We start from the raw sequence: 20,424 nt of genomic DNA, 5'->3' as shown, positions 1-20,424 counted from the left end.
CTAGTCTGAATGTGCCATTTGCATTCCAATCGAAGTGCCGTGCTAAGTTGAACGAATGACAGTCCCGGGGGCGGTTTTGCAGATACGTTCGATCAGTGTTGTCGGCGGCGGCGCCTGGGGCACGGCCCTCGCGCAGACGCTATCGCACGGCGGCACCGCGGTGACGCTTTGGGCGCGTGAGCCTGAGGTCGTCGACGACATCAACGCCCGTCATGTCAACCGCACGTTTCTGCCGGGCGTCGATCTCAATCCGGCGATCCGCGCGACCGGCGATCTCATGAGCGTTGCGCACGCCGATGCCATTCTCGCCGTCGTCCCGGCACAGCACCTGCGCGGCGTTATGGCGAAACTCGCGACGCAGATTGCACCCGATACCCCCATCATTCTTTGTGCCAAAGGCATCGAGCAATCGACCGGCCGGTTCATGGGCGACGTCCTGGAAGAGGTCGCGCCGCGCGTGCTTCGCGTTGTCCTTTCCGGACCGAGCTTTGCCGCCGACGTCGCCCGCGGCCTGCCATCGGCGCTGACGCTCGCCTGCCGCAACGAAACCGTCGGCCGCGCGCTCGCCGCAACGTTGTCTTCGCGCCAGATGCGCCTTTACTGGTCGAGCGACGTGCTCGGAGCCGAGCTCGGCGGCGCCGTCAAAAATGTTCTCGCCATCGCGGCCGGAATCGTCGCCGGACGCGGCCTCGGCGCCAGCGCGCATGCGGCCCTCGTGACACGCGGCTTTGCGGAGCTGCGCCGGTTCGGCGAAGCCTTGGGCGCGCGTCCCGAAACACTTCTCGGGCTATCCGGCCTGGGCGATCTCATCCTGACGTGTGGCAGTCCGCAGTCGCGAAACATGTCGCTTGGCCGCGCCCTCGGCGAGGGCCGCACGCTAGCTGAGATTCTGGGCGCCCGTGCCGCCGTCACGGAAGGCATCTATACCTGCAAGGCGCTCGTCCGCCTGGCGCAGGAGCATGGCATTGACATGCCGATCGCCGAAGCCGTCAACGACATCATCGAAGGCCGCCTCATGGTCGATGAGGCGATCACGGCGTTGATGCAGCGGCCTTTGAAAGCTGAAGATTGAGCGCCGCGCGATCGACCTTCCAGACGTGATAGATCGCGTGCGGATCAGGTAGCCCCACCGGCACCAGGAAACTCGGCGCCTTGCCATTCACAAGATCGACCTTCAGCGTTCCCTTCCAGTCAGGACTAGATGCGAGCGGCTTATCAAGCCCATCGCAGATCGCAATGTAATCGACATCCTCCTGCTTCAACAGCGCAGCCGCAGTCTTGGCATCGTGCGCTGAAAAAATCAGATGATTGGCGATGATCGCATTCGCAATCCGATGATAGGGCGCCGAGAGCACGCGATGATGCGTTTCGGCGGCGATAAAAGCTTCGACGTCGATATGCGCAGCAACAAGCCCCGCAGGCAGGTCGGCTAATTCGCGGATCGCTTCGGGCTTAGAGCAAGCATCCGCGTCGGCGCGTACCTGTTCCGTCATGGCAGGCGGAGCGCCGACCGCCGCATCGACACCACCCGATGCCCACAGCAGCACTGTCTGATTGAACAGCACGATCGCGCCCAATCGTATTGTTGACGCGCCGATGTCTCCGACCGGTCCTAGGCGGCTGAAGACAAGCGCCATCGGCACGATCGAGATAAACGATGCGTAAGAAACATACTTGTATTGCCAGCAGGCTAAACCGATCAACGACACAACCGCGGCAAGCAAAAAGAGGTCAGCTGCGCTGCGCGTCTCTTTCAGTCGATGAACTTGCGCCCAAAGCGCAATGGCATAGAACGCGAGCAGACCGAACGACTGACTGAAATGACGATGGAAGAAATCCGCAACAATGCTGTTGTTCTCGGCGACCTTGTCCAGCCAGATCTTGATTGCAAGCGGCGGCAGTTGTCCTAATGGTCCCCCGAGGCACTTCGGCTCAAGCCATCCATAGGCTGCAATGCCAACGCCCGCACAGGCCGCAATCGAGGCGATACGCGCATAAAGCTTCCACTCCCGGCCCGGCACAAGAGCGACCAGAACCCCCACGACACCCGACGCGACCAGCACGACCATGTTGAGCGAAATGGCATCGCATTTGATGTCCATCCAGCGCGACGGCGGAATGGTCGCGAGGAAAGCTGCTGCGAACGTCAGCGCCAGCGCAATCGAAAACGCCGCCGCACCTTTCTCGACGCGCCGGTCGAAAAGCCCCCACGCAGCAACGAACGTTCCCAGCACAACCGCCGGAGCCAACGCCTCATAACCAACGGCCAGCGCCAGGCCAACCAGCACGCCCGCAAAGCGCCAAGCGGCCGTGCGCTGCGGATAGGCCCACATCAATAGGGTGGCGGAAACCGTACAGGCGATCATCACATTATGATGGTCGATGCGGCCAACCGCGAATTGATACCACCCAAGCGGCGTCAGCGCCGCGAACAGCAGTGTCACACGGCCGACCATATCGCCGCCGACCTTCGCTGTGGTTTTGAACATGACCCACGTCAGGAAACCCAGCGTCAACAGCGGCCACGCCGCATGGGTCAAGCGCTCCGCATCTTCGATGGGAAGGAAGAGATTGAAACCCGCGATCAGCGCTGCAATCGGTAGATCGACAAGGCGAGACCAATGCGACAGCATCCCGGCATCGCCGCCGAACTTCATCGTCGTCGTATCGAACCAGTGCCAGGAAGCCATCAGCTCCCGAACCTGAACAAGGCGCGTCGCGTCGTCCGGATCGCCAAAGAAACCGTAAATGCCCACGCCGGTGACATGCCAACTGCGAGCGCCGACGAATGCGAGCGCAATCAGCCACCAAGCCCAATTCGGAACATCGCGTAAGCAGGCCCTAATCCCCTGCTCGACCGATACCTTCAATGTAGCGGAATGCATACGCTGGTCCCCGGAAAGGCCGAGAGCCTATCGAAAGCCCATTAGGGGACCGTAAACTTCGGCCCGCCGCAGATAAAAAAGGACTGAAATTTTATATTCGAGCTTTCTTCGAATTCCTTGCAAATATCAGCCTTTGTTTACCCATCCTCCCTAGTCTTCCGCTCAAGCATATCCGGCTCCCGGTCGCGAGCTGCTGCCCAAAGCCGTTTTGTTCATGCGTAGGCGCGTTTCATGTCCCATAGCGAAGTGTTCGTCATCGGCGCGGGTCCGGCCGGTCTCACGGCATCGTATCTTCTGACCAAGCAAGGTATTTCGACGACCGTCATCGAGGCCGATCCGCACTATGTTGGCGGCATCAGCAGAACCGTCAACTACAAGGATTTCCTGTTCGACATTGGCGGCCATCGCTTCTTTTCGAAGTCGAAAGAAGTCGTCGATTTGTGGAAGGAAATCCTGCCACAGGATTTCATCAGCCGTCCGCGCATGAGCCGCATCTACTACGACGGCAAGTACTATTCTTACCCGCTGAAAGCCTTCGAAGCGCTCGGCAACCTCGGCGTTGTCGAAAGCGCCATGTGCGTGCTCTCGTTCATGTACAAACAAGCCTTCCCGAACGAAAAGCCGGAAACGTTTCACGACTGGGTCGCCAATCAGTTCGGCGAGCGCCTGTTCTCGATCTTCTTCAAGACCTACACGGAAAAAGTGTGGGGCATGAGCTGCGATGAAATCTCGGCCGACTGGGCTGCCCAGCGCATCAAAGGCCTCGATCTCTGGTCGGCGATGGCCAACGCGCTACGCAATTCCGTCAAGCCGAAGGGCGTCAAGGACGGCACGGGCGCACACGACGGCGAAGTCATCAAGACGCTGATCGAAAGCTTCCAGTATCCGCGCAAAGGTCCCGGCATGATGTGGGATGCGGCAGCGGCCAAGACCCGCGCCCAAGGTGGCAAGATCCACATGGGCACCGAGCTGTCGACCCTCAGATACGACGCTCGCCAGAACCTCTGGACCATTAAGGCCCGAACACCATCAGGCGATCTGGCAACCTTCACCTCGCGCCACATCATTTCATCGGCCCCGATCCGCGAGCTGATGCACGCTTTCGCCGAGGCCCCGAACGCGCTTGCCGCCGCCGACAATCTGCGCTACCGCGACTTCATCACGGTCGCCCTCGTCGTGAATAAGCCGGACCTCTTTCCTGACAACTGGATCTATATCCACGAACCGAGCGTAAAGGTCGGCCGCATTCAGAACTTCCGTTCGTGGTCGCCGGAAATGGTGCCCGACAGCAAACTCGCTTGCCTTGGCCTCGAATACTTCTGCTTCGAGGGCGATGGTCTCTGGGCAGCAGACGATAAAGACTTGCTGGCGCTCGCCCGCAAGGAGCTTGCAACGATCGGCTTGGCCACCGAAGACGACTGCGTCGACGGCTGCGTCGTCCGTCAGAAGAAGGCATATCCGGTCTACGATGACGGCTACAAGCGCAACGTCGAAGCCATCCGCTCTGAGCTTGCCGAAAAATACCCGACGCTGCACCTCGTCGGCCGCAACGGCATGCACAAGTACAACAACCAGGACCACGCGATGATGACCTCGATGCTGACGGTCAAAAACATCGCTGCCGGCGAAATGCTCTACGACATCTGGAACGTCAACGAGGACGCCGAATATCACGAAGCCGGCGGCTCAGGCGCGGAAGAAGCGCTAAAGAGCGTCCGCATGGTTCCCGCCAAGCTTCGCAAGGCAGGCTGATCGCATGGCGCTCGCACCGGCTGATGACGTGACGATGCCCGAGAGCGGTCGCGGAGCGAGTCACACCGCCGCAGTCGTTCCGCAGCTATCGCGCTATTCCGTTGTCAGCGTTGCCGCGCTGGCGACGGACGTCGCCGTCTATATGTCGCTCTGCGCGCTCGCCATTAACGCTCCGGTAGCAGGTGTCGTCGGATATGGAGTGGGCATGATCGCTCATTACGCATTATCGACCGCCTTCGTCTTCGACGTCGTCCACGCCCGAAAATCGGCGCCGCGGCGCCTTGCGGAATTCGCGGCCTCCGGATTGCTCGGCTTGATGCTTACCGGCCTCGTCATTGCGGTGATGACTGACTACTTGGCCGCATCCACTATTGCGGCCAAAGCCGTCGCGACGATCGCCAGCTTTCTCGTGGTCTTTCTCGTTCGCCGCTGCATCGTCTTCGCGCCGGCTGCTGACAAAAATATCTGGGACGCCAACCTCGTTTACTCAAAATCAGGGTCTTGTGGCTAGGTTCAGGAGAACACGTCGTCAGCTGTACCTCCGGCAGTCCGGCGAATTGATTTTCAAGTAGTGTCGCGTCTGAACCTCCGCACTTCGGTGCGGAGGTTCTGTTTTTTCAGCCCTTGAGATCGATCTCGTTCCACGCTAGGCACGCTTATCTCGTGGGAACGCGCTATCTCATGCAAACCTGGCTATTCAAATCCGAGCCCGACGTTTTTTCCTGGAGCGACTTAATCGCGCGTGGGACTAAAGGCGAAGCCTGGGACGGCGTCCGCAATTATCAGGCCCGCAACAATATGCGCGCTATGAAGATTGGCGATCTCGGGTTCTTCTACCATTCCAACGAAGGTAAGGAGATCGTCGGCATTGTGCGCGTCATCGCGTCCGCACATCCCGAAGCAAAAGACGAAACCGGCAAATGGGAATGCGTTGACGTTGCAGCTGTGGTGCCGGTCCCCTCGCCCGTCGGCCTCGACGCGGTCAAGGCCAATCCGAAACTGTCCGGTATGGTTCTCGTTAACAATTCCCGGCTGTCGGTCCAGCCGGTCGCCGCCGACGAATGGAAAGAAATCTGCAAGATGGGCGGCGTCGATTTGAAGAAGCTTAAGGGCTCATGACCGGCGGCAAACTCGATCTCACAGATCCGCGCGACGCCGAGCGTTTCATCCTTGAAAATACCAGACCGATCGCCCCGCCTCTGGTTCCCGAAATCACGCTGCGGCTCGCCGAAGAATCTTTGCCGATCTGGCAGAAGACCGAGGACGAACTGGGCGAATTGAACGTTCCGCCGCCCTATTGGGCGTTCGCGTGGGCCGGCGGCCAGGCCGTCAGCCGGTACCTTCTCGACAATCAGGACGTCTGCCGCGGTTTGCGCGTGCTCGATCTCGGCAGCGGATCAGGCATCTCGGCGATCGCTGCCGCCAAAGCCGGGGCATCCAACGTCGTGGCAGCAGACATCGACCTGCTCGCGCTCGCGGCATGCGCCGTCAATGCCGCCGCCAATGCGGTGACGCTTTACACCACCGATCGAGACATGCTGTCGGCGGCGCCGCCCCGAGAAAGCATCGTCATTGTCGGCGATCTTTTCTACGAGCGCGAACTGGCCAGCCGCGTGCTGCGCTTCATCGATGACGCCAAGAACGAGGGATGCTCCGTCTACATCGGCGACCCTCGCCGCAGTTACTTTCCGGAAGGAAAGTTTACGCCGCTCGCCGAATACCAGGTACCGGTAACCCGCGAGCTTGAAGACTTCGAAATCAAACGGACCACCGTCTGGCGTGCTTAAGAAAATCATGTCGCGGTGCGAGATTGATTTCGATCATTTTGGTTACGAACCCCCTTCCCCCACCATCGAGCATGTTGTGGAGCGGGGCTCGTCGCCGCATAATGGCAGTAAATGGCCGCAACTCAGATGGCCAAACGGAGGTGCGCTCTATGTCGGATAAAGTTTATGCCGTCCCCCAGGCGTGGGCGGAGCGGGCTTACGTCAATGATCAGTCTTATGACGCAATGTATCAGCGGTCGATCAGCGACCCTGAGGGCTTCTGGTCGGAAGCTGGTAAGCGGTTGCACTGGATCACACCCTATACGCGCGCCAAGAACACAAGCTTCGCGCCGGGCAACGTTGACATCCGCTGGTTCGAAGACGGGACGCTGAATGTCTCGGCGAACTGCATCGACCGTCACGTTGAATCGCGCGGCGATAAGGTTGCCATCATCTGGGAAGGCGACAACCCAAACGAGAGCGAGCAAATCACCTACCGCCAGCTCCACGAGCGGGTTCAGCGTTTCGCCAATGTCTTGAAGAAGCTCGGCGTCAAGAAAGGGGACCGCGTCACCATCTACCTGCCGATGATCCCTGAAGCAGCCTATGCCATGCTCGCCTGCACGCGGATCGGCGCCATCCATTCGATCGTGTTCGGCGGCTTCTCGCCTGACAGCCTTCAGAACCGGGTCGAAGACGCAGAATCGAAGCTCATCATCACGGCCGACGAAGGCCTCCGCGGCGGCAAGTCCGTTCCGCTCAAAAAGAATTGCGACGCGGCGCTGGTGAAATGCAAGGGTGACGAGAAAGTTCTCGTTGTCCGCCGCACCGGCAATCCCGTGCCTTGGACGCCGGGCCGCGATTTCTGGCTGCACGAAGAACTCATCACCGTCCCAGCCGAGTGCGAGCCGGAGGAAATGCGCGCCGAGGATCCGCTGTTCGTGCTTTACACGTCGGGCTCGACGGGTAAGCCGAAGGGCGTCGTCCACACGACGGGCGGCTATCTCGTCTACGCTTCGATGACGCATCAATATGTTTTCGATTGCCGCGACGACGATGTTTACTGGTGCACCGCCGACGTCGGCTGGGTCACCGGCCATAGCTACATCGTCTATGGCCCGCTCGCGAACGGCGCCACGACGCTGATGTTCGAAGGCATCCCGACCTACCCATCGGCTTCCCGCTTCTGGGACGTTGTCGACAAGTGGAAGGTCTCGATCTTCTACACCGCGCCAACCGCTATTCGCTCGCTGATGGGCGCGGGCAACGAACTTGTAAACAAATCGAGCCGCGCATCGCTGCGTCTGCTGGGATCGGTCGGCGAGCCGATCAACCCCGAAGCTTGGGAATGGTATCATAACGTCGTCGGCGAAGGCCGCTGCCCGATCGTCGATACGTGGTGGCAAACGGAAACCGGCGGCATTTTGATTGCGCCGCTTCCCGGCGCAACGCCGCTAAAACCTGGTTCCGCCACGAAGCCGTTCTTTGGTGTGAAACCGGCGCTTGTCGATGACAAAGGCAAGATCCTCGACGGCGACACGCAAGGAAACCTCGTCATCCTCGATAGCTGGCCGGGCCAGTCGCGCACCGTCTACGGCGATCACGATCGCTTCGTGCAGACCTACTTCTCGGCTTATCCCGGCATGTACTTCACAGGCGACGGCTGTCGCCGCGACGCCGACGGCTATTATTGGATTACAGGCCGCGTCGACGACGTCATCAACGTGTCGGGCCATCGCATGGGCACGGCGGAAGTCGAAAGCGCACTCGTTTCGCATCCAAAGGTCGCCGAGGCGGCCGTCGTGGGCTACCCGCACGACCTCAAGGGCCAAGGCATCTACTGCTATGTCACGCTCAACACGGGCGAAAATGGCGATGACGCTTTGAAAAAGGATCTGGTCGCCCACGTTCGCCGGGAAATCGGCCCGATCGCATCGCCCGATCTCATCCAGTTCTCACCTGGTCTGCCGAAGACGCGCTCGGGCAAGATCATGCGGCGTATCCTCCGCAAGATCGCCGAAGACGATTACGGTAGCCTGGGAGACACATCGACCCTCGCCGATCCGGCCGTGGTCGACGACCTCATCACAAACCGTCAGAACCGGCGCATGATCTGACCGCTAACGTTAACCCTGTCATCCTGGGCATCGGCGCTTTCCGGCGCCCAGGATGTTGTCGCTTTCGCCGGCACCTCGATTTCACTGACGCCAAACAAGCGGCTGACGGTCATCGCGACCGTCCCTTTCGCGCCCACGGTAACTGTATGAGCTTCACGGTCGATCCGGATGGTGGGCGGATCGATTGTCCCAACATGACGAGCGAACGTCACGCCCTTGTCGAAATGGGACAATGCCATTGTCTCGATCTGAACATCCCCCGGCGTACCATCGCGCACCGCTCCAGCACCTGCCTCGGACGCAGCCCGGACCGCCGCTTCGACACCTTCCCGCATGTTCGCAACCCGCGCGTAGTCAAGCGCAGCGCCTGCTGCCAAGACCAGGGCGACGATCATCGATATGAAGATGACAATTGCTGAATATTGTTCACCGCGGTCGAACGGGAGAACGGCCGCAGTTCGTCGCTTGAGCATCTGTCCCTCCTTGAAACACCCCTTCCCGATTACGAGTGCGGTCATGCAACTCGGATGCCGGAATAAAGGCGTTCCGTGGGCGGACAGTTCGATCAACACGTAATTAACGCACCACCTGGAACGAGAAATGACGCTCAGAAATCGGACGTAATGCCGCCCTTCTCCCAGTCGCCGAAACGCGTCGGTTCCGGCCCCTCGCGACCGCCGATTTCGGCAGGACGTGCCTGCGCAGCATCACGCCCCTTTCGACGCGCCTCGGCCTCGGCAAGCGCCCGCTGCGCCTCCGGCGTCAGGACGCGCGGACGAGGCTCGTTATCGGTCACAGTGTCGTCTTTGGCGGTCATCGCACATCGGGGCTCCAGGAGGGCAATCGCTACCTTTTTTGGCGCGTCACCTTTATGAATGGTTGGGATACCATATATACGCGGCTGTAAGGTTGTAGACCAGTTGACGGACCACGTGTCGCGAGTAACCCCATGCCCATGAACTACCTCAAGACCGCAATGCTGCTTGCATTGCTGACCGGCATCTTCCTTGTGCTCGGGGCGCTTGTTGGCGGCAAGACCGGCCTCGTATTCGCGTTTTTCATCGCGCTTGCAACGAACGCGTTCAGTCTCTGGAAGTCCGACAGCGTCGTCTTGCACATGTTCAACGCGCAGGAAGTGACTGACGCCACTGCGCCCGAACTGGTCGGCATCGTCCGCGACTTGGCGCGCCAGGCCGAACTGCCGATGCCCCGCGTCTACATCATGAACAATCCGCAGCCGAACGCCTTTGCGACCGGCCGCAGCCCATCGCACGCCGCCGTCTGCGCCTCGACCGGTTTGCTGGAATCTCTCGACCGGCGAGAGTTGTCCGGCGTCATCGCGCACGAACTCTCGCACATCAAAAATCGCGACACGCTGACGATGGCCGTTGCAGCGACCATCGGCGGCGCTGTTTCGATGTTTGCGCAATACATGCAGTTCGGCATGATTTTCGGTGGCAATCGCGACGGCGACCGCGGCGGCCTCGGCATGATCGGCACGCTTGCAGCAATCATCATCGCGCCGATGGCCGCAGGTCTCGTGCAGATGGCAATTAGCCGTTCACGTGAATATCAGGCCGACCGCATGGGCGCGATGATCTGCGGTAATCCGCTTTGGCTTGCATCTGCGCTTCATCGCATCGACGGCGCCGCCCGCCGCATTCCGAACGAAGAAGCGGAAGCGATACCGGCCGCCGCGCATATGTTCATCATCAATCCGTTGAACGGCCACGGCGTCGATAACCTGTTCTCCACCCATCCGAACGTCGAAAACCGGATCGCGGCGCTTGAAGCGCTGGCGCGCGAGATGGGTGTCAGTAGCGGAAATTCCGGTATGACGAGCGCGCCGGGTTCCGCACCACGCGGCGGCGCGACAGGAGAAGTCTGGATCGGCGGCAAAAACTATACTAAGCCTCCGAGCCCCTGGGGCTAACGTGCAAGATCATACAAAATCCAAAAATTCCACGCCGCGACCGCCTCGTGCGCGCGCTGGCGGCCCGTCGTCTCCCCGAGGCGGCGCATCCCGTCCACGACCGGCGCAAAGCCCGGACGGGCTGAAAACGCGCGACGTCGCCGTCTCCGCGCTCTACACTGTGCTTGTCGAGCGGCGCCCGTTTGACGACGCGTTTGCGAGAGCCGCCGCCGCGCGCGATCTCCCGGGCCGCGACCGCGCTTTCGCACGTCTCATCGCCACCACGGCGCTCCGGCATCGCGGATCGCTGCAAGCCGTCCTCAGCACCTATCTCGCCAAGCCGCTGCCCGAACGCATGGGCCGCCTCGACGAAATTTTGCTCGCAGCCGTGGCGCAGCTTCTGCTGCTGCAGACGCCGCCGCACGCGGCAATCTCGCTCGCCGTCGATCAATGCCGTGCCGACAGCTCCGCCAAGCGCTTCGCCAACCTCGCCAACGCCGTTCTGCGCCGCGTCAGCGAAAGCGGACACGGCCGCTTGGCCGACCTCGATAATATCGCGCTGACCTTTCCCGATTGGCTGCTGGCGCGCTGGAGCGACGCCTATGGCGCGGCGGCTGCCCGCCAGATCGCCCGCGCGTCCCTCGCTGAGCCTGCCCTCGACTTGACGGTCAAATCCAATCACGAACGGTGGGCAAAAGAGATTGGTGCCGTTGTCCTGCCAACCGGCTCGATCCGTTGCGCGCAGGCCGGACGTATCGAAGAGCTGCCCGGCTATCTCGACGGCGCTTGGTGGGTGCAGGACGCCGCCGCCGCGCTTCCCGTCAAGCTGATGGGCGACGTCGCCGGATTGTCGGTGCTCGATCTTTGCGCCGCGCCCGGAGGCAAGACGGCCCAGCTTGCGACCGCCGGGGCCAATGTCACCGCCGTCGATAAATCGGCAGGACGTCTCGGCCGCCTGAGCGAAAACCTTGCGCGCCTGGGGCTGACCGCGGCCACCGCCGTTTCCGACGCCTTGACCTTCAGCACCGACCGGCAATTCGACGCCGTCCTTCTCGATGCCCCCTGCACTGCGACCGGCACGATCCGTCGTCATCCCGATATTCTCTATCTGAAGCGGCCCGAGGATGTCGGTGCGCTGGCGGCCCTACAGAAACGGCTCCTCGACCACTCGGCTAGCCTTGTGAAACCCGGCGGCATGCTCGTGTACTGCACCTGCTCGCTCGAACCGGAAGAGGGCGAAATGCAGGTCGAAGCCTTTCTCGAGAGCCACCCCGATTTCGCGCGTCGCCCGATTACCCTCGACACCGACACGATCCCGATGTCGTGGCGCACGCCCGCCGGCGACCTGCGGACGCTGCCGACGCAATTTGCCGATTTACCGGAAGGACTTCAGGGCCTTGACGGATTTTTCGCGGCATCTCTGATGAAGACCTGTTGAGCGCTGGTGCGTGTGACGCCTGTCCGCCTTGTTTTGACTGAGGTCGGGGGCTAGTCCATTCTGAGGTGGTAAGACCATCTCTGGACGGGGAGCCAGACTTTGAGTCTCAATGTTTCGGAACGGCTGAAAATCCGCTCGCTCTCGGTCGAGCGATTGCGACGTCGCGCCGTAACGTTGACGCTCTCGTCTCCATTCCTGCGGTGGCGATACGCCGGCAATGGCGCCGATCAGATCCTGATCGTCCCCCAGGAACTGCGCGCTGCCGATCCAAGCTTCTGGACCGAAGTTTCACACGGCTACTTCGGACTTGCCGCTGAGATTGCGGATCTCAAAGGCGCATCCGTCTTTCGCATCACACCGCCCAGCGTCGCTTGGGAACGGGAACTGCATGGCTTCGGCTGGCTTCGTCACCTCGCCGCAACCGAAGAGGACGAAGCCGCAGCCGCCGCACGTGAGCTTGTGCTCGAATGGATCGCCCTCAAGCGCATCTCTCACGGCATCGCCTACGAGCCCGAGGTCGTCGCCCGCCGTCTGATCTCCTGGATCTCGCAAGCGAACATGCTGCTCGAAGACCTCGACGCGCGCGCTTACACCCAGATCATGTCCAGCATCGGCCAGCAGATCGGCGCGCTGCGGACGACGTGGCGCAATGCACCCGACGGCGTACCGCGCATGGTCTGCCTGATCGCGCTGGTGCTGACAGGTCTCGCCGTCTCCGGTCACGACAAACAGTTGAAGGATGCCGAGGCCGCGCTCATCGTCGAGTTGAAGCGGCAAATCCTCGAGGACGGCGGCCACATCAGTCGCAGCGCCAGCGTGCTCGAAGATGTCGTTCTCGATCTGCTGCCGCTCGGTCAGTGTTTTGGCTCACGCGCGCTGGTCGCGCCGGACGAGATCAACGCTGCGGTCCGAAAATCTCTGCGTTTCTTGCGTTTCATGCGTCTTGGCGATGGCATGCTGGCGCGCTTCAACGGCGTCAGCACCGGCTCGCCAGCCGCCCTCGCCACCGTCCTGGGCTACGCCAGCGACGGCGATTTCGATATCATGCCGGTGGCCCGCGCCTCCGGCTACGCCCGCCTCGAACGCGGCACCACGATTATCATGACTGACGTCGGCTCGCCGCCACCGCTCGAACTTTCAACGGAAGCGCAGGCAGGCGCGCTGTCTTTTGAAATGACGTCGCGCCAGTACCTGATCTTTGCCAACGGCGGTTTTCCCGGTCCAGCCGATCACGACTGGGATTCGGTCGCCCGCGCCACCGCCAGCCACAACACGCTCTGCCTCACCGAGACGTCATCCTCGCGCCTGATCCGCCACGAGCAATTGGAATCGATGGTCGCCGGCCTGCCGATCCGCGGCCCCGACACCGTTTCATTCGAATTTCACGACAGCCCGACGCAGGCAGAAATCACCGCAACGCACGACGGCTATCTGAAACGCTTCGGCTTGATCCACGGCCGACGCTTGGCGCTTGCGCCCAAAGGCGACAAACTCGAAGGCGTCGATACGCTCGAACCGCCCAAGGGAACGCTGCGACTGAAGCAGGACCTCCCCTACGCCATCCATTTTCATCTACATCCGGATTGCCGTTGTCAGTCCGCGGGCCACGCTCAATGCCGCCTCACCCTTCCCGACGGCGAGGTCTGGATTTTCGCGGCCGACGAGACGGCACAGATGTCGATTGAGGAAAGCCTTTACTTTGTCGACAGCGCCGGACCGCGTCCAAGCCTGCAAATCGTACTGCGCGGCACGACATTCGGCGAGACGTCTGTTCACTGGTCCGTGCGAGCCGAAGCGGCTGAGTCCGCTCCGAATTCGTAAATAACCAAATCCTCTTGCGCGTCACAATCGCGCGCTCGTCCTGACGCGGGATGGCCACGCCCGGCGCGCCGTGATAACGGCCAAACCGAAAAAAGCTGGGGTGAACATGGCTGACCAACGCATACGCCGAGCGCTTCTCTCGGTCTCCGACAAAACCGGGCTCATCGACTTCGCCGCCGCGCTGAAAGCCCGTGGCATTGAACTCGTCTCGACCGGCGGCACCGCTGCGGCGCTGAAAGCCGCAGGCCTCTCGGTGATGGACGTCTCGGAACTGACCGGCTTCCCCGAAATGATGGACGGCCGCGTGAAAACGCTGCATCCGAAAGTCCACGGCGGGCTCCTCGCCATTCGCGGCAACGCGGTCCACGACAAGGCGGCAAGCGACCACGGCATCCTGCCCATCGATCTGCTGATCGTGAACCTCTACCCCTTCGAAGCAACCGTCGCCAAAGGCGCAACGTATGACGATTGCGTCGAGAACATCGACGTCGGCGGCCCGGCGATGATCCGCGGCGCAGCGAAAAACCACGACAGTGTCACGGTCGTCGTCGAGCCCTCGGATTACGAACGCGTGCTGAGCGAAATTGCAGCTAACGATGGCGCAACGACGCTCGCGACCCGCAAAGCGCTTGCCGCCAAGGCGTTTGCCCGCACCGCGGCTTACGATGCCGCAATCAGCAATTGGTTCGCCCGCGAGCTTGGCAACAATGCTCCGGAATGGCGCGCCTTCGGCGGCCACCTCGGGCAAGCGCTGCGCTATGGCGAAAACGCCCACCAGACGGCGGCGCTTTACCTCTCGGCAGACACGCGCGTCGGCGTCGCGTCGGCGAAACAGCTTCAGGGCAAGGAATTGTCCTATAACAACATCAACGACACCGACGCCGCTTTCGAGCTTGTCTCGGAATTCGATCCGAAGACGCCCGCCGTCGCCATCATCAAGCACGCCAATCCGTGCGGCGTCGCAGTGAATGCTTCTCTCGCCGAAGCCTACCGCCAGGCGCTCGCCTGCGATCCCGTCAGCGCCTTCGGCGGCATCATCGCGTTGAACAAAACGATCGACGCCGCAACCGCCGAAGAAATGACGAAGATCTTCACTGAGGTCGTCATCGCGCCGGACGCCACCGATGAAGCCAAAGCCGTCTTCGCCGCGAAGAAAAACCTGCGCCTTCTTCTGACGGGCGGCCTCGCCGATTCACGCGCACCGGGCCTCAACTTCAAATCGGTCGCGGGCGGCTTTCTCGTCCAGTCGCGCGACGCCAGCAACGCCGACGATCTCGATCTAAAGGTCGTCACCAAGCGCGCCCCGAGCGAGCAGGAATTGAAAGACCTGCGCTTTGCGTTCAAGGTCGCAAAGCACGTCAAGTCGAACGCCATCGTCTACGCTAAGAACGAAGCAACCGTCGGCGTCGGCGCTGGCCAGATGAGCCGCGTGGAATCTTCGCGGATTGCGGCATGGAAAGCTGCCGAAGCCGCCAAAGCGCTCGGCCTCGACAAGTCACTGACGATCGGTTCTGTCGTCGCCTCGGACGCCTTCTTCCCGTTTGCCGACGGCTTGATTACGGCGGCGGAAGCAGGCGTTACGGCGGTCATTCAGCCGGGCGGTTCAATGCGCGACGACGAGGTCATCAAAGCCGCTGACGAACGCGGCCTCGCAATGGTCTTCACCGGCGTCCGCCACTTTCGCCACTGAGGCAGCCGCCCGTCAGCGCGCCGGGCGCGTCCGCACGAACATCATCATCACGACGCCGATAGCGAGGAAGGCGAGAACGGCGGCCATGCCGATGCGCTGGCTGCCGGTCTCCTGCGTGATGATCGCAACACAGAACGGCGCCAGGAACGCCGTGACTTTGCCCGAGAAGGCGAACAGCCCAAAGAACTGCGTGATCTTGTCGGCAGGCGCGATGCGCGCCAGCAACGACCGGCTGGCGGCCTGAACCGGGGCCGACACGACGCCGACCAAAATCGCAAACGCTAAAAACACCTGCTCGCCTGGCGCTGAAAACGGCTTCGACCCGATAATCTTTTCCGCCACCTCGGTCGTGAAGAAGATGTGCGTCTTGTCGACGGAAAGAATGCCGAGCGCGCCGACGATCAAAGCCAGAAGTGCCAGGATGATCACCGCTTTCGGGCCGATGGCGTCATCAAGCCATCCGCCGAACAGCGCACCGAACGCGCCGACGAGCGTCAGGATGATGCCGAACATGCCGAGTTCGAGCGGCCCCCACCCGAACACCGATGCGCCGTAGATACCGCCGAACGCGAAGATCGCCGACAACCCGTCCGTAAACAGCATCCGCGCGACGAGAAAGATCAACAGGCTCGGCATCGACGGCAGCGACTTGATCGTCTCCCAAAGCTCCGCCGCCGCCGAGCGCTCCGGATGTGCCGTCGATGCGCGGTGCCGGTCCGGCACGAACAGGAAGAACGGAATAATGAAGATCGCAAACCAGATCGCCGCAAACGGCCCGGTGATGCGATCGCTCTGATGCGTCGCGCCGTCGAGGTGCAGAAGCGGCTCAAGTCCCAGCAGAGTTTTTGGCTCGCCCGGCATCGGCACCAATAGTCCCGCGACCACCGCCAAGCTGACAAGGCCACCGAAATAGCCGACAGCCCATCCGGTGCCGGAAAGCCGCCCGAGTTCTTCCTTTGGTGCCAGGCCCGTCATGATGGCGTTTGAGAAGACGCTCATCAATTCTGCGGCAAGCGTCGCACCGATGAACCCAGCAAGCACAATGAGGATCGTCGTCATGTTGGCGTCGGGAACGCCGAGCCACAGGCTCGAAAGGCTTGCGAGAAAGAGCAGCGACAGCATCGCCATCCACGGCTTGCGCGATCCGCGTCCGTCGGCCGCCGCACCAAGTAGCGGACTGATGATCGCAATCAGAAGGCCCGCCACCGCAGCCGCATAGCCCCACATCGCCTGCCCGCAGGCCGCTTTCTCACTTCCGGCAGCAAGTCCGCAAACCGAATTCTGCACAATGGCGTTGGCGAAGTAAGGTCCGAACAAGAAGGTCTGCACCAGCGTGTAGTGCGGCTGCACCGACCAGTCGAACAGCATCCACGATATGCGAGCGCGGAGCGGCGCACGCTTGACGTCGCCGTCGGTCGCCATTGCGGCTTGCTCGGCCCCCTCGCCGATGTCCAAGGTCGACATGCCTTCCCCCTTTTCGTGTGACCGTCTCGTCGCGCTCGCGAGATAATCAGCTTCGCAAGACGATAAGATGATCGGGCAATTCGTTCGGATCGACAGCGCCCGGCGGAAAATGCTGCGCGAGCAGATCCCCGATCCGCGCAATCGCCCGCTCGAAACCGTCCGCCACCCGCCCCGCGCCTATATCGGCCGTGAAATCGTTGACGATCTTCTGCCAGACGCCTTTTTCAACGAGCGCGTCGATACCGCTGTCGGCGATGATTTCGACGCGCTTTTCCGCGACGGAAACGAAAATCAGCACGCCCGTTCGCCCGGTTGTCGTGTGCAAATTCTGCGCGAGAAACTGTTCGCTGGCGCGCCGCCGCGTGTTGGCATGAAGGATCGACTTCGGAACGAGCGACAGCCGCACCTTGGGGTGCCAGGCGAGCGCCAGCAGCCCGAGGAACACCAAAAGCTGGATAAGAAAGATCCACTGCACTTTCATCCACGTGAAGTGGATGAACGGCCACGGAATGACCAGCGCCAGCAGCGCCGCCCACATGAACGGAATGTGCTGATACCGGCTGCTCTGATCGGCAACGACGGCCACGATCTCGCCAGAGGTATTGCGCTCGGCTTTCGTGATCGCCGCCGAAATCCGCTCGGCGTCCTTGGCGCTGATGAAGCTCATCGTTGCGTGCTGCCTGCTTGCGTTGATCTCGACATTGCTACCACCCTCCCGATGCGCCACCGCCGCCGAAGTCCCCGCCGCCGCCCGACCAGCCTCCGCCGCCGCTATCGCCGCCACCACCGGACCATCCACCGCCCCAGTCGCCCGATCCACCTGGAATAACGACGATGCCGCCCCGGCGTCGCGGCGCACCCGGCATGCCGGCCCGCATCGCCTGCGCGTTGCGATAATTGACCCAGATGATGAAGGCCACGATCGCGAGAAACAGAATGATGTGAAAGATCACCGTCGGATCGTTTTCCGGCGTGCGCGGTCCGGCAGCGCGCCGCTTCACCTCCTCGGCATCACCAAGCACCACCGACTTGATATCGCGGATGCCATCCTTGATGCCGCCCGCATAATCGCCGCGCCGAAACTTCGGCAGAATGGCATTCTGAATGATGAGCGCCGCCATCGTGTCGGTCATGAACGGCTCAAGCCGACGCCCGACTTCGATGCGCACCTTGCGATCGTTCGGCGCAACGATCAGCAGAATGCCGTTGTCCTTGCCCTTCTGACCGATGCCCCACTTGCGCGCGAGGCCGATGCCGTAATCCTCAATGGAATAGCCCTGCAGCGACTTGACGGTCACGACCGCAAGCTGATCGGTCGATGTCTGCTCAAGCGAGGCAAGGTCGGCTTCGATGTCAGTCTTCTCGGCAGGCGTTAGCAGTCCCGCTTCATCCGTGACGCGGCCGGCCAATTCCGGATAGACCGGATCTGCAAAAGCCACTGAGAAATGCGCCGACAGCACAAGAACGAGCGCCGCCAGCAAGCCCGGCAGCGCCCGCGCCATGCCACGCCATGGCGAAACCCGAGCGGCGTTGATGACGCCAGCCATTTCAAAGGCTCCCGACCAAAAGCGATGCGCGCCGCGGTTCAAGGCTTGCTGAAATCGACTTTCGGCACCTTCTGCTCTTCAGGCGAAATGTCGAACGTCGCCATGTCTTTGGCCTGCGGATAAAGCACCATTTTCCAAAGCCGGCCAGGAAAGGTGTTGATCTCGGTATTGTACGACTGCACCGCCGTGATGTAGTCGCGCCGCGCAATGGCGATGCGGTTCTCGGTGCCCGCAAGCTCACTTTGCAGCGCCAGGAAGTTCTGCCCGGACTTGATATCGGGATACCGCTCGACGACCGCCATCAACCGCCCGAGCGCGCCCGAGAGCGTCGCCTGCGCATCCTGGAATTTCTTCATCGCATCGGGGTTCGTCAGAATATCGGGCGGCAGTTGAATGTTCGTCGTCTGCTCGCGGGCTTTCGTAACTTCCGTCAGCACGCTTTTTTCCTGATCGGCAAAACCCTTCACCGTCTCGACGAGATTGGGAATGAGATCGGAGCGGCGCTTGTACTGGTTCAGAACCTCGCTCCAAGCGGCTTTCGCCTGCTGCTCCTTCGTCGGAATTGTATTGACGCCGCAGCCCGCCATCGACAGGGCAGCGACGACGATCGCAAGAAATGCGATCGGGCGAACAATGAGAGTTTGCATGCTGGCGGTCATGGCGCTGGCGATCCTCATGTCTGGTCCGTAAGCGGTGCAGGATTGGAAAGCGAAGAGAGAGGCCTCAGGAATCGGACGTCTGTGGTATGATTTTCATCTGTGACGTTCAAGCGACGCCTTCGCCGTTCGTCGCAATTCGGGTGGCCAACCAACCGCGATCTCATGGCTGATCGATTTCGATCAGAGGAATTGCCGGCCGGAATTTTTCCGCGCGAAATGGAATTGTTGTGAAGAGATAAACGCCTCATTCACCTGGCGTTCATCTTGTCGGCAAGTGTTAAAAATTTCCGACTGCGAATTTGGTTTGCGCCGCGCATACAAACGTATCGAATCCGTTCGTATTCGTACTTACGATCTGACGCAAAACGTCCTTCTAAAGACCAAATCCCAGCGGCTCTTGCTTGCAAAATGCCCGGGCGAAAGCTCCCCAGTGCATAAAAATCCTATGAAATGCGGTCGTTTTTGAAAGACGGCCCACCGCTTCGCGATCAGTGTTTGCACCGCACACGCGGCCAACCAAGCGACGGCAAAAGGGCTCGGGCCTGCCATGCGCAATTGGCAGGATGACATTGGAAACGATGTTTAGTGACACCACGTTATAGCCACCGGCGGTCGCGCAGAGAGACGCGATTTTGTTTCGTATGGAGCACAAAATGCACAATTGGAAAAAAGCGGTGGTGGGCGCTCTCGCAGCCTTAGCCGTGGGCGGCTTCTCCGCAGCCGCTGAAGCTCATGGCGGCGGCGGCTTTCATGGTGGCGGTGGCTTCCACGGAGGCGGCTTCCACGGTGGTGGTTTTCACGGTGGCTTTGGTGGCGGCGGCTTCCGCGGCGGTCACTGGGGCGGCGGCCACTTTGCAGGCGGCCGCTGGGGTGGTCGCGGCTGGCACGGCGGCGGATGGCATGGCCACGGTCGTCACTGGCGCGGCGGCTACGGTTGGGGCTGGGGTCCCGGCTTCTACTACGGCGGCCCGTACTATGATGATTACTACGCCTACGACGACGGCTACCTCTGCAATGACTATTGGTATCGCCGCCATCACCCCTACTGCTACTACTGACAAGTGACCTGACACCGGCCCCGTGAGGGGCCGGCTTCATTTTAGGATCACGGCAGAAGCGGTGCGGCCGTGCTGTCCGCATGCTGCGGCCCGGCTAGCAGACGGTCCGGATGAGCGAACGAAATGCCGAGGTGGATTGGCGTCGAAGCCATGACAACCGGAATGCTGAAGATCAGAGCTACCAGGATTGTGCAGGCAAGTGCCGCCTGAAGAAACTGCACGAAGCGTTTCAAGTGAGTTGCACCCTTTCAAAGTCCCAGCCGGGTGCAATTATTCTCCCTCCCGATGGCGGCATCGAGTCTGAAGCGCGGCGGC

General features: G+C 61.3%; 19 protein-coding genes. 11 read left to right on the top strand and 8 right to left on the bottom strand.

The features are described 5' to 3' along the window. The first annotated feature begins 55 nt into the window (after positions 1–55). Positions 56–1,072, top strand: coding sequence for an NAD(P)H-dependent glycerol-3-phosphate dehydrogenase (locus HYP802_RS0102315; RefSeq protein ID WP_013950412.1), 1,017 nt, complete (start codon positions 56–58; stop codon positions 1,070–1,072). Here HYP802_RS0102315 and HYP802_RS0102310 read toward each other — a convergent pair. Beyond that, entirely contained in the window at positions 1,032–2,885 is a 1,854-nt protein-coding gene (locus tag HYP802_RS0102310; protein ID WP_024275064.1) for a hypothetical protein, read from the bottom strand. The genes HYP802_RS0102315 and HYP802_RS0102310 overlap by 41 nt on opposite strands. A gap of 231 nt (positions 2,886–3,116) precedes the next feature. Here HYP802_RS0102310 and HYP802_RS0102305 point away from each other — a divergent pair, with 231 nt between their 5' ends. From HYP802_RS0102305 to acs, 5 genes are all read left to right on the top strand, one after another. Next, entirely contained in the window at positions 3,117–4,637 is a 1,521-nt protein-coding gene (locus tag HYP802_RS0102305) for an NAD(P)/FAD-dependent oxidoreductase (RefSeq protein WP_013950410.1), read from the top strand. A gap of 4 nt (positions 4,638–4,641) precedes the next feature. After that, positions 4,642–5,148, top strand: a complete 507-nt coding sequence (locus tag HYP802_RS0102300; protein ID WP_013950409.1) for a GtrA family protein — start codon at positions 4,642–4,644, stop codon at positions 5,146–5,148. 170 nt (positions 5,149–5,318) lie between these two features. Continuing rightward, the gene (locus HYP802_RS0102295; protein WP_024275063.1) at positions 5,319–5,756 is read left to right on the top strand and encodes an EVE domain-containing protein; all 438 of its coding nucleotides are present in this window, start codon (positions 5,319–5,321) and stop codon (positions 5,754–5,756) included. Further along, positions 5,753–6,424, top strand: a complete 672-nt coding sequence (locus HYP802_RS0102290) for a 50S ribosomal protein L11 methyltransferase (protein WP_013950407.1) — start codon at positions 5,753–5,755, stop codon at positions 6,422–6,424. Before HYP802_RS0102295 ends, HYP802_RS0102290 begins: the two co-directional genes overlap by 4 nt. Before the next feature lie 149 nt (positions 6,425–6,573). After that, positions 6,574–8,520 (top strand): acetate--CoA ligase, encoded by a 1,947-nt coding sequence (acs, locus tag HYP802_RS0102285; protein ID WP_013950406.1) that lies wholly within the window; start codon positions 6,574–6,576, stop codon positions 8,518–8,520. On the opposite strand, the gene HYP802_RS0102280 is transcribed toward acs, so the two are convergent. Together HYP802_RS0102280 and HYP802_RS0102275 are read right to left on the bottom strand one after the other, a co-directional pair. Continuing rightward, on the bottom strand, positions 8,499–8,993 hold the full coding sequence (locus HYP802_RS0102280; RefSeq protein ID WP_013950405.1) for a hypothetical protein: 495 nt from the start codon (positions 8,991–8,993) through the stop codon (positions 8,499–8,501). The genes acs and HYP802_RS0102280 overlap by 22 nt on opposite strands. Before the next feature lie 134 nt (positions 8,994–9,127). Further along, complete coding sequence (locus HYP802_RS0102275) at positions 9,128–9,337, bottom strand: DUF1674 domain-containing protein (protein ID WP_013950404.1); 210 nt, start codon at positions 9,335–9,337, stop codon at positions 9,128–9,130. A gap of 138 nt (positions 9,338–9,475) precedes the next feature. On the opposite strand from HYP802_RS0102275, the gene htpX reads away from it, so the two are divergent. From htpX to purH, 4 genes are all read left to right on the top strand, one after another. Further along, on the top strand, positions 9,476–10,453 hold the full coding sequence (gene htpX / locus HYP802_RS0102270) for a zinc metalloprotease HtpX (protein ID WP_024275061.1): 978 nt from the start codon (positions 9,476–9,478) through the stop codon (positions 10,451–10,453). A 1-nt stretch (position 10,454) separates the two neighbouring features. Then, a complete protein-coding gene (locus tag HYP802_RS0102265; protein WP_013950402.1) occupies positions 10,455–11,870 on the top strand; it encodes an RsmB/NOP family class I SAM-dependent RNA methyltransferase in 1,416 nt (471 codons plus the stop codon). A 99-nt stretch (positions 11,871–11,969) separates the two neighbouring features. Then, entirely contained in the window at positions 11,970–13,691 is a 1,722-nt protein-coding gene (locus HYP802_RS0102260; protein ID WP_013950401.1) for a heparinase II/III family protein, read from the top strand. 106 nt (positions 13,692–13,797) lie between these two features. Next, positions 13,798–15,381 (top strand): bifunctional phosphoribosylaminoimidazolecarboxamide formyltransferase/IMP cyclohydrolase, encoded by a 1,584-nt coding sequence (purH, locus tag HYP802_RS0102255; protein WP_024275059.1) that lies wholly within the window; start codon positions 13,798–13,800, stop codon positions 15,379–15,381. 12 nt (positions 15,382–15,393) lie between these two features. On the opposite strand, the gene HYP802_RS0102250 is transcribed toward purH, so the two are convergent. The 4 genes from HYP802_RS0102250 to HYP802_RS0102235 are packed head-to-tail and all read right to left on the bottom strand — an operon-like array spanning position 15,394 to position 19,051. After that, positions 15,394–16,845: an MFS transporter gene (locus tag HYP802_RS0102250; protein ID WP_024275058.1), complete on the bottom strand. Its 1,452-nt coding sequence runs from the start codon at positions 16,843–16,845 to the stop codon at positions 15,394–15,396. A 46-nt stretch (positions 16,846–16,891) separates the two neighbouring features. Next, positions 16,892–17,512 (bottom strand): TPM domain-containing protein, encoded by a 621-nt coding sequence (locus HYP802_RS0102245; RefSeq protein WP_024275057.1) that lies wholly within the window; start codon positions 17,510–17,512, stop codon positions 16,892–16,894. Positions 17,513–17,549: 37 nt separating this feature from the next. Then, positions 17,550–18,392, bottom strand: a complete 843-nt coding sequence (locus HYP802_RS0102240; protein ID WP_024275056.1) for a TPM domain-containing protein — start codon at positions 18,390–18,392, stop codon at positions 17,550–17,552. Between the two features lie 38 nt (positions 18,393–18,430). Then, positions 18,431–19,051 carry a LemA family protein gene (locus HYP802_RS0102235; protein WP_024275055.1) on the bottom strand — a complete coding sequence of 207 codons (621 nt, stop codon included), beginning with the start codon at positions 19,049–19,051 and terminating at the stop codon, positions 18,431–18,433. 653 nt (positions 19,052–19,704) lie between these two features. On the opposite strand from HYP802_RS0102235, the gene HYP802_RS0102225 reads away from it, so the two are divergent. Then, positions 19,705–20,109: a hypothetical protein gene (locus tag HYP802_RS0102225; protein ID WP_013950394.1), complete on the top strand. Its 405-nt coding sequence runs from the start codon at positions 19,705–19,707 to the stop codon at positions 20,107–20,109. Between the two features lie 47 nt (positions 20,110–20,156). Here HYP802_RS0102225 and HYP802_RS0102220 read toward each other — a convergent pair whose 3' ends face one another. Next, a complete protein-coding gene (locus HYP802_RS0102220) occupies positions 20,157–20,330 on the bottom strand; it encodes a hypothetical protein (protein ID WP_155831102.1) in 174 nt (57 codons plus the stop codon). Positions 20,331–20,424 lie beyond the last annotated feature (94 nt).

The organism is Hyphomicrobium sp. 802 (genome assembly GCF_000526135.1).
Classification (GTDB): Bacteria; Pseudomonadota; Alphaproteobacteria; order Rhizobiales; family Hyphomicrobiaceae; genus Hyphomicrobium_B.
The sequence above is the reverse complement of the archived record's forward strand: the minus strand, read 5'-3'. Positions and strand labels throughout refer to the sequence as shown.